Genomic DNA, 2,354 nt, shown 5'->3' on the forward strand with positions numbered 1-2,354 from the left:
CCGGATTGGGTTGCATCGCAGGGGTGTCGAAAGAGTCAACTGCGGTCCAAAGCTGTTGGACTTGGGTGAAAAGGGCGTTTATTCTTCCTATACGTGCCCCAGCCAGCCAAAGGTATCGCCGGGCCGGTTACGCTCGTACACGGTAATGTCGTGGGCAGGGTTGCGCAGTTTCATGGATATGGCGAGATAGAGACCGGAGGGGCCACCGCCGAGGCAGACGATCTTCATGACAGTACCTGTCGCATTGTTAGTGTTCAGCAGATTCTAGGCCAATATATTTTAAATGTAAAATAATATTATTTGAACTTTAAAGAATTGTCGAAACAAGGCAGAATGACGGTCATAGAATGGATATCTTAAAAAGGCTGGATATGAGCTCGCAACTGGATTCGGAGTCGCGCATACAGGACGACGACCACCTCGCCCTCAAGTTGTGGTTGCGGCTGCTTACCTGTACCAATATGGTGGAGGGCGTGTTGCGCCAGAGATTGCGTGAGTCCTATGCCAGCACACTGCCACGCTTCGATCTGCTGGCCCAGTTGGATCGGCACCCGGAAAAGCTGACCATGGGTGAGTTGTCCAGCCTGATGATGGTATCTGGCGGTAATGTAACCGGTTTGGTGAAACAGTTGGAGAAAGAAGGGCTGGTAAACCGCACCCCGATGAAAACTGACCGACGCGCCTATCTGGTCGGGCTCACCGCGAAGGGCAGGCGCCACTTCCGGGAGATGGCCGATGAGCACGAGGGTTGGATCATCGAGCTGTTTGCGAACATGGAGTATGACCAGCAGGAAGCCCTGATGGATGACATGCTGGCACTGAAGAAGAGTGTAGGGCAGGCTGCGCGGGAGTCGGATTATTGAAGCGTTTCTCTAACAGGTAGCCGCTTTCCAGTCTTATCGAATATGCCATCCAGTGTAATGTTGGCGACCACCGGACCCTCGTCGGTCATTGTCACCCATGCAATATGATCGAAATTCCCAGGTGGATCGAAAACCCATGCGCCTCCAGTCGTGCTCAGGCGTATGTAGTCCATGCCCTTGCGTTCCTGGTACTCGTAGGTATGTGCATGGCCGGCGAATACGGTGTAGGGCCGTCCTGATAGTGCGGCCTCGATCTCCATGAATTTTTTGTCCTGGGGGTTTGCTTGCCAGACCGGCCGATGGACGAAAACAAAGGTCCATTTGACATCCGGGTTGGCCGCAATCACCTTCTTGAAATAGCCGACCTGCTGGTCACTGAAAGCGGCCATATATTCCTCGCCCGTGACGAAGGCTTCCCTCATCCTGGCGAGCAATTCGAGCTTTATTTTTTCTGCCTGCGCGGGGTCGCTTTCCTGGGTTTTCGAAACCTTCGCCATCCCCTCCAGCAGCCAGGCCGGAAGGTCTTGTGGAGGGTCTTCGGTGTTCATACAGAGAAACAAAACATCTTTGTAGCGGAAATGATAGTAGCTGCGGCCCAGCCGCTCCCGCCAGACTTCAGCCGAGGCAGGGTCGCCAATATCGTGGTTGCCCACCACATAGAAGAAGGGCATTTCCAGTTTGTCAACTGAAGCATCGATTTCTTCCCATTCCGCAGTTAACGCCTCCCGGTTGTTGCTGTAACCCTCGATAAGATCGCCTACACTCATGACAAACTCAGGCTGTAGCAGGTTGAGTTTGGTCATTGCCGCGTCAAAAACACCGGGATAGGCACCGCCCGTATTGTCGCTGACTATGGCGAATTGAAAGTCTATATCCGCATTGGGAAACTCAAGGTGAGACCAGGGGTTGGAGCCTGTTTGCTCTTCGATAATGGTTACAGGCGAAACAACGACCTCTTCTATTGTGGCCGCTAGGCTCACATCGATCAAGGCCATAGCACCAAGACCTAGAAGCAACGGTAATCGTTTTGGTTTAAACATAGATGTTAATTTTCTCATGATATTAATTCCCCTTTGTATTATTACTTAGTTTTATTCAGGATCTAGGGCCTCAAAACCCAAACGAATAATATATGATATATCAGACGCAATCAAGCCAGATGGCCGTCCATGAGCCAGTTTAATGACCACCAAAAAAAATTATATATTTACATGAAAACGGACTTAACCTTTTCAATACAAATAAATTCAACATATTGATAAATATATACTTTTAATTACAATAAAACAGAATGACAACACAAAAACACTTTATATAAAACCGACAAGACGGTCTGTATTTATAGCGGAAAATATAAACCATTCATAAAAACAAATTAAAAACCCAAATAAAACATCACAGTATTGCAAGGACGCGGAACATGCCTCATGTGGCGGCCAGGACGGCCAGCCGGGATCGGGATACTGGTCGTTACCAGAGCCACCGACCCGA

At 49.5% G+C, this 2,354-nt stretch carries 4 protein-coding genes; 1 reads left to right on the plus strand and 3 read right to left on the minus strand.

Translation table 11 applies throughout. The features are described 5' to 3' along the window. Positions 1-87 precede the first annotated feature (87 nt). Entirely contained in the window at positions 88-228 is a 141-nt protein-coding gene (locus tag G533_RS24705; RefSeq protein WP_240472471.1) for a hypothetical protein, read from the minus strand. A gap of 119 nt (positions 229-347) precedes the next feature. Here G533_RS24705 and G533_RS0119235 point away from each other — a divergent pair, with 119 nt between their 5' ends. Further along, on the plus strand, positions 348-863 hold the full coding sequence (locus tag G533_RS0119235; RefSeq protein WP_084639184.1) for a MarR family winged helix-turn-helix transcriptional regulator: 516 nt from the start codon (positions 348-350) through the stop codon (positions 861-863). Here the strand turns inward: G533_RS0119235 and G533_RS23065 are convergent. Together G533_RS23065 and G533_RS25045 are read right to left on the minus strand one after the other, a co-directional pair. Next, entirely contained in the window at positions 857-1,921 is a 1,065-nt protein-coding gene (locus tag G533_RS23065) for a metallophosphoesterase family protein (protein ID WP_084639186.1), read from the minus strand. The genes G533_RS0119235 and G533_RS23065 overlap by 7 nt on opposite strands. 252 nt (positions 1,922-2,173) lie before the next feature. After that, positions 2,174-2,354, minus strand: a 181-nt coding sequence (locus G533_RS25045) for a hypothetical protein (protein WP_205622671.1), incomplete at its 5' end; no start/stop codon positions are given.

It is taken from the genome of Haliea salexigens DSM 19537, from assembly GCF_000423125.1.
Lineage (GTDB): Bacteria > Pseudomonadota > Gammaproteobacteria > Pseudomonadales > Halieaceae > Haliea > Haliea salexigens.

What these genes read in the sequence shown, in the direction of transcription:
- G533_RS0119235 (WP_084639184.1), top strand. Translation starts at nt 348, where the DNA reads ATGGATATCTTAAAAAGGCTGGATATGAGCTCGCAACTGGATTCGGAG.
- G533_RS24705 (WP_240472471.1), bottom strand. Translation starts at nt 228, where the DNA reads ATGAAGATCGTCTGCCTCGGCGGTGGCCCCTCCGGTCTCTATCTCGCC.
- G533_RS23065 (WP_084639186.1), bottom strand. Translation starts at nt 1,921, where the DNA reads ATGAGAAAATTAACATCTATGTTTAAACCAAAACGATTACCGTTGCTT.